Consider the following 7,755-nt stretch of genomic DNA (forward strand, 5'->3'; position numbering starts at 1 on the left):
GTTTTCCTCCTTGCAAATCCCCCCAACTTGTTATATACTTAAATATACTATGTTATTATAGTAATGAAAGAACGAAAAAAGGAAGGAATTACCGATGACACTGTTAGAAAATTGGCGCAATCTGGCATATGGTGACGGGCTGGATGATAAAAAGAAAGAGGAACTCTGGTCTGGATATTTTACGATTGAGAAAGGCATTTACGAGCAGATTCTTGCAAACCCGACTGAGGTTGTAGAAGGTACCGTTAAGGAACTGGCTGAGAAGTATGATACCGAAGTTATGATCATGACCGGTTTCCTGGATGGAATCAATGAGAGCTTAAAGGGCTACGAGAACCCGATCGAGACCATGGATGAGGATACCAAGGTTAAGATTGAGATCGACCCGGAGAAGTTATATTACAACATGGTAGAGGCAAAGGCTACCTGGCTGTATGAGCTTCCGCAGTGGGATGCAATCCTGACTGAGGAGAGAAGAACAGAGCTGTACCGCGAGCAGAAGGCATCTGGCACAGTCCGCAATACACATAAGATTTACCCGAACGATCCGTGTCCATGCGGAAGCGGTAAGAAATATAAGAAGTGCTGCGGAAAGAATAAATAATAGATTTATGAATCAGAAGCACATCCGGAACACAGAGTGAACCGGATGTGCTTTCTTCTATGGAAATATAGGACGTGCTTTTGTATAATAGATATAGAGAAAAGACAGCAGACGAATGATGGCAGGAGGCATGATAAAAGAATGGCAGGTACAAAGCAGTGGAGGGCGGCAGATGGGAGACTGCAGCCGGGATTTCAGACAGCAGGTTTTACATTGAAACAGGTGGGAAAACTGCAGGCGCTGGGAGCGCAGACACTGTATTTTGAACATGAAAAAAGCGGGGCGTCCCTGTTTTATATCAGAAATAAAGATACAAACCGGGGATTCTCGATTTCCTATCGGACACCGCATCTGGATGAGACGGACACGAATCATGTGTTTGAGCATTCGGTACTTGCTTCCTCTGATAAATATCCGAGTAAGGATATTTTTTTTGATCTTTGCAGCAAGACATACCACACATTTGTAAATGCATTTACCTATATACCATTTACGGCATATCCGGTGTGCAGCCAGAGCGAGGAACAGCTGCTTAAGATGGCAGATGTGTATTTAAGTTGCATGAAAGCGCCGGGAATCCGGCGGGAACGCCGCTTTTTTGACCGTGAAGCGGTCCGCTATGAGCTGCGCGACCGCAAGAGCCCGATTACGCTGGCAGGAACGGTGTACAGCGAGGATTTCGGCATGCTGAATGATACAGATAATGAGGCACTGCGGAATGTTTTGCGGGCGCTGTATCCGGGGGAGACGGCGGCAAATGCGAATGGACAGGCGCACCGTTTTTATAAGGATCTGACGTATGAACATACGATGGAGATGTATGATCGATTTTATCGGTTCGATAATGCTCTGATTTTGTTGTATGGGGATCTGGACTGGAAACGGTTTCTGGCATTCCTGGATAAAGAGTATCTGTGTGATGCAAAGAAAAGCTATGGAAAAGAAGACGGATGGAGTTTCCAGTCAGGCAGCGGGCGACAGGAAAAACAGGAAATGCAGAATATAGGGATGAGTGCGTTTTACAGCCCCGAGCCAGATGGTTTGGAAAATGGGGGAGAATCATTCTTCTGTCAGGCAACCGTTCCCAGTCCTGCTTACCGGGGAGACGCATCGGAGAATGCGGCGGTGGTATCGTATGCGATGGATCTGAGCGGCATTTCATGGGAAAAGCTGATCCAGTACAGCATCATTGCGGGAATGATGAATGTGGATGGATCGGTTTTCAGGGAAAAGCTGCGGACGGCGGGCATCCATTGTGATGCGAGCGCATCGGTGATGATGGAGGCGGAAAAGCCATTTTTTGTTTTCGAAATGACAGACAGCAGTCCGAAGGATGCAGAACGGTTCCGGCAGGTGTCAGATGAGACATTGTGCGAGATGCAGGAGCGCGGGATCGACCCGTCAGTGGTGGAGACGGCGCTCAAGGCACGGGCGATACATGATTATACGGCAGGCGAAGATACGGATGTATTTGCGGATTCGATCGTGCCGGAAGTCAGCCTGAAATGGGCACTGACGGGCGATGCGGATGTGTATGCGGATGAGGCGGCAGCCTATGATTCTCTGGATGCAGGGACGGCACAGGCGGAGATTCGCCGGTTTGCGGCAGAGCTTGGCGCGGCGAAGCGACGGGTTCTTGTCACGACGGTTCCGACACCGGGGATGGCAGAGGCGATGGAGCAGGAGCGCGACGCGTATCTGGCGCAGATGAAGGCGGAGATGAGCGAGGCAGAGCTGGATGCGCTGATTGCGAAGACCCTGGATTTTGATGCGTGGAATGCGTCGGAGTGTTCAAATGCGGATTTTATGATCCGGGTCGATGAGCTTCCGCCGCCGGAAGAGACGCCGGAATATCAGATATATGAGATAAATGGGATTTCGGTCTATGAATCGCCGTCGGATCTGGAAGCGATCAGCTATAACCGTTTATACCTGGATTTGAGCGGCGTGCCGGAAGAGGACCGTTTTTACATTCCTTTATATACAATGTTTGTTTCAGAGCTTGAAAATGCCCGGTATGGCAGAATGGAAAAGGAAAATCAGATTGAGCGCTATCTGCATGATTTTTCCATGAATGAGGGACATCCGGAGGTTCGGGCGGGACGAAACAGCCATCCGACGCTGGCGGTCAGCTGGTATGGGATGGCGGAGGATTATGAAGAGAGCCTGTATGTCCTGTTGGAACTCTTATCACATCCGCTCTGGAGAGATAAGAATGCGGTTATTCAGGCACTGGATGAGACGATTCCGTCCTGTGATGAGTCGCGCAGGGATGCGTATTCGCTGGCGGTGCGTCTGGCGGCATCTGGCTATAGCATCAATACGCGGTATCAGGAATATGTCGGCGGACAGGCGTTTTATGAGTTTTTGAAAAAACTGCGCGGGCGACTGGAACAGGAGGATGCAGCGATCTTCCAGCTGGCAGAGAAGATGGAGGAGGTGCGCGACCGCATCCTACATGGAACAGCGGTGACGATCCTTCATGTTGCACCGAGGGAAAATCTGGAATGGATGCGGAACTGTGCGGGGCGGATTCTGGGAAATCTGCGGGGAGAACAGATGCCAGACCATGAGAATAAAACGGAAAACAGAGGGGAAAATGCTGGGTATACTTTCCCGGTTCCGGCGCGCAGGGAGGCGGTAATTGTGGAGAGCTCCAGCCAGTATACCGTCTTTTCGGCAGAGCTGAGCGCTGTAGATGGATTTTCCGGGCGGATTCTTCCGTATGTAAATGCGCTGGATGACCGGTATTTTGTGCCGCAGCTCCGTTTTCAAGGCGGCGCCTACAGTGCGTCGTTTGCATTTACGCCGACGATGGACCGGATCGTGGCGAGTACATACCGGGATCCGAAGGTCAGTGAGACGATCGAGGCGATCCGGGCGGCAGCGGGTGTATTGGAAAAACTGCAGCTTTCGGAGGCAGATCGGAATGGCTATATTTTAAGCAGTTACGGCAATGCGACGGCGCCGTGCGGATGCCTGGGACGGCGGATGGCAGCGATGCAGTATGCGTACAATGGCCTGGATATTGTACAGATCCGTCGTTGGACAGAGGAGATCCGTGAGACGACCGCAGAGGATCAGAAAGAGGCGGCGCGGATCATCCGGCGGCTTCTGGAAGAAGCGTGGATTGTGACGACTGGAAATCAGACGGCGATCGAGATGGATCGGGACTGCTTTGACCGGATCCGGGATTTCCGCAGTAAAATGGCTGAATAACCAGATCCATATTTATAGGGAGGTAGAGAGAATGCGTACAAAGCGATTGGGAGACATGCTTTTGGAGCTTGGACTGATCACGGAAGGGCAGCTTAAAGAGGCGCTTGACTATCAGGCGAAGGAGAAAGAACGTCTGGGAACAACACTGGTCAAGCATCATTATATCACGGAAGGTCAGCTGATCGATGCGCTTCGCATGCAGCTGGGCATTGACTATATTGATTTGACGCGGGTCGATATCAGCCCGGAAATGTCGCGCTTTGTGCCGAAAAACCTGGCAAAGAAGATGACGATCGTACCGGTGCGTATTTCCAAAGACCAGCTCTATCTGGCAATGGCGGATCCGCTGAACTTCATGGCGATTGAGGAAGCACAGCATACTTCCAAAAAGAAAATTGTGCCGATGATCGCCTCTGAACCGGCGGTGAAGCGTGCGATCAATATTTTGTATGGAAACGAGGGAACGGCAGAAGCGATGGCGCAGATGCAGGCAGAGACGGCAGCGGCACAAGAGGTGCGTCAGGGGCAGACGGCGGCAAGAGAAGGACAGGAAAATGTGACGCCGATGATCCGCCTGGTCAATTCGATTATTGAGCGCGCCATTTCGGAAAATGCTTCGGATATCCATTTTGAGCCGACGGAGGAGGAGATGTTCGTCAGGATGCGTATCGACGGGCAGCTTCACCGGATCATGACGATCCCGTCGGAACTCAAGGATTCGGTCATTTCGAGGCTTAAAATCATGTCCCAGCTCGATATCGTCGAAAAAAGAATTCCGCAGGATGGTCGTGCGGTGATGCATTTAAGAGGAAAAGATATTGATATGCGTATATCCACCCTTCCGACCCTGTATGGAGAAAAAGTGGTTATCCGTATTCTGAAACGAAATGAGGAGACGCTGAACCGCCGCGGTATCGGTATTCCGGCAGTGGAGGATGCAAAGATTGATACACTTTTAGGGCTTACTTCCGGAGTTATCATGATTGTAGGACCGACTGGTTCAGGTAAATCTTCGACGATGTATACGCTGATCCGCGAACTTCTTTCGGATCGGACCAACCTGATTACACTGGAGGATCCGGTGGAATACCATATCAAAGGCGCGACACAGGTGCAGATCAATGAAAAAGTGGGGCTGACCTTTGCATCGGGTTTGCGCTCAGTTCTGCGTCAGGATCCGGATATCATCTGTGTCGGCGAGATCCGTGACGGTGAGACGGCAGAGATCGCGATGCGTGCGGCAATGACGGGACATCTCGTTATCACCACGATTCATACGGAAGATGCGATCTCGGCGATTGACCGTCTGCGAGATATGGGCGTGGCGCCATACCTGATTGCGGCGGGACTGCGAGGCGTTATTTCCCAGCGGCTGCTGAGGAAAATCTGTTCGAACTGCAAAACCCAGATTCAGCCGCCGAAAAAAGCGCTTGAGATGGCAGGAATCCCGGAGAACCCTGGAAAATTATACTGGCAGGGAGCCGGATGCGATCAGTGCTTCCATTCGGGATACCGGGGCAGAATCGGTGTGTTTGAGGTAATGCTGATTCAGGAGGAGCTGCGCCGGTGCATTTTGGAAGGAGCTGACCGGACACGTTTCTTAGAGGCAGCCAGAAGAGCGAGCCAGTATGTTCCGATGCTGGAACACGCGCAGAAGCTGGTAGAAGAGGGTGTTTCGACGGTAGACGAGGTGATCCGGACGCTGCTGGCACTGTAAATGGTGCAGAAAGAGAAGAGGAGACAGATGGTATGTATGGAATCGAGGAATTAATCGCGCTGGCAGCTGAAAAAAGGGCATCGGATGTGCATCTGATTGCAGGGCTGCCGCCAAAATGCAGAATTGACGGCAGAATCGAGACGCTGACGGATGGTGGGCTGACGCGTGAGGATTGTGAGGAATATGGACGCCAGCTGGCAGGCAATGCGGCCGATCAGATCGAGGCGATCGGACAGCTGGATTTTAGTGCTTCGTTTGCGGGACGGCGTCTCCGTGTGAATCTGTTCCGGCAGCAGGGCGCGCTCTCTGCGGCGATCCGTCTTTTGGGCAGTACGATTCCGAACCTGTCGGAGCTGGGGATTCCGGAAGCAGTGAATCAGTTTTCAAGCTGGAATAAAGGCATTATTCTGGTAACCGGCGAGACGGGAAGCGGCAAGTCAACGACGCTGGCGGCAATTTTAAATGAGATCAACCAGAATCGTCCGATCCATATGATTACGCTGGAAGACCCGATCGAGTATGTCTATGAACCGGTGCAGGCGATCATCAACCAGCGCGAGGTGGGCGTGGACGTAGAGAGCTATGATAAGGGGCTTTATGCGGCGCTCCGTGAGGACCCGGATGTCATTCTGATTGGAGAAATGCGTGATCCGGCGACGATCGAGACGGCGCTGATGGCGGCGGAGACGGGACATCTTGTTTTTTCCACCATTCATACCAATTCGGCAGTAGACAGCATTGACCGGATTGTGGGTGTTTTTCCAGAGGATAAACAGCCGCAGATCCGGATGCAGCTCTCGATGACGCTGCGGGCGGTGCTGTCACAGCAGCTGGTGCCGAGGGCGGGCGGCCAGGGCAGGGCGGCAGCTTGTGAGCTTATGATGCTCACGCCGGCGATCCGGAATTTGATCCGCGATGGAAAAACACCGCAGATGCAGAGCTATCTGCTTTCTAGTGCAAAAGAGGGCTCTATTACGATGGATAATTTTCTGATCCGTATGGCGAAAGAGGGCGTGATCACACCGCAGACGGCAGTCGATGCGTCCCAGGACCCGCAGGAGCTGAGAGAGAAACTGGCGGCGGTGCAGTATTAATAATATGGTAAAAACGGGTGAATGAAGCCTGCGAGGAATGCAGATTACTAGAAAACATAAAAATGTATGTTTGTGTAAATACTGAGATTGTAGCGAAAGTTTGAACAGTATATTTTTGACAATGTTTTTATGTTTCAGGAGGAGTTTTATGCAGGCAGGTAAATCAAGCATCCAGTTTGAGCATCCGCCCATCATCACATCGGCGGCATCGATCGTGGGGCAGACGGAAGGCGAGGGACCGCTGGCAAGTTTTTTTGACCGGGTGGAGCCGGATCCGACGTTTGGGAAAAAGTCGTGGGAGGAGGCGGAGAGTGAATTGCAGCGCCAGACGGTGCAGAAATGTCTGGATAAGGCGGGCAGACAGGCGGCGGATGTGAATTGCCTGTTTGCGGGAGACCTGTTGGGACAGATTGTGGCGACCTCGTTTGGTGTGGAGTCGTTTGATATCCCGTTTTTCGGGCTTTACGGTGCCTGCTCGACGATGGGAGAGGCGATGATTCTGGGGGCGATGGCAGCAGGGGCTGGCTATGCGGACCGGGTTCTGGCGCTGGCGTCGAGCCATTTTGCCTCGGCAGAACGGCAGTTCCGGTTTCCGCTGGCGTATGGGAATCAGAGACCGCAGTCCACAACCTGGACGGTGACCGGGTGCGGGTGTGTGATGATCGAAGGAAATGAGAAAAATGAAGGGAAAGATGGGCGCAGAGCGAAAGAAAATGCGTCAGAATCACTGAAAAATGCTGGACAGGAAAAATTGCATCCCAAATTTCAACCTTGTATCCCAGCTGCCACCCCCGGAAAGATCGTCGATATGCAGATGCGCGATTCCATGAACATGGGGGCGGCAATGGCGGTGGCGGCGGTAGACACAATCTTGCAAAATTTCCGTGATTTTAACCGGAAACCATCTGACTATGACCGGATCATCACTGGCGATCTGGGAATGGTGGGGAAGGAAATCCTGCTTGATTTTATGCGCGAGGCAGGACAGGATATTTCCAGCATCCATATGGACTGCGGGATCGAAATGTTTGACCCGAAAACGCAGGATACCCATTCGGGCGGGAGCGGCTGCGGTTGCTCGGCGGCGGTGCTGTGCGGCTATATTCTTCCGAAAATACAGG

5 protein-coding genes are annotated in these 7,755 nt (G+C 52.0%); all 5 read left to right on the plus strand.

Annotation, left to right across the window (positions count from 1 at the left end):
- The first annotated feature begins 94 nt into the window (after positions 1–94).
- Positions 95–604 carry an SEC-C metal-binding domain-containing protein gene (locus QVO97_RS06275; RefSeq protein WP_022359524.1) on the plus strand — a complete coding sequence of 170 codons (510 nt, stop codon included), beginning with the start codon at positions 95–97 and terminating at the stop codon, positions 602–604.
- Between the two features lie 141 nt (positions 605–745).
- The gene (locus tag QVO97_RS06280; RefSeq protein WP_022359525.1) at positions 746–3,823 is read left to right on the plus strand and encodes an insulinase family protein; all 3,078 of its coding nucleotides are present in this window, start codon (positions 746–748) and stop codon (positions 3,821–3,823) included.
- A 31-nt stretch (positions 3,824–3,854) separates the two neighbouring features.
- Positions 3,855–5,540 carry a GspE/PulE family protein gene (locus tag QVO97_RS06285; RefSeq protein ID WP_022359526.1) on the plus strand — a complete coding sequence of 562 codons (1,686 nt, stop codon included), beginning with the start codon at positions 3,855–3,857 and terminating at the stop codon, positions 5,538–5,540.
- Positions 5,541–5,572: 32 nt separating this feature from the next.
- Positions 5,573–6,634 carry a type IV pilus twitching motility protein PilT gene (locus tag QVO97_RS06290; protein ID WP_022359527.1) on the plus strand — a complete coding sequence of 354 codons (1,062 nt, stop codon included), beginning with the start codon at positions 5,573–5,575 and terminating at the stop codon, positions 6,632–6,634.
- A 148-nt stretch (positions 6,635–6,782) separates the two neighbouring features.
- On the plus strand, positions 6,783–7,755 hold a 973-nt coding region (locus tag QVO97_RS06295), incomplete at its 3' end, for a stage V sporulation protein AD (protein ID WP_288189159.1).

The organism is Clostridium sp. CAG:43, assembly GCF_000434655.1.
Lineage (GTDB): Bacteria > Bacillota > Clostridia > Lachnospirales > Lachnospiraceae > Otoolea > Otoolea fessa.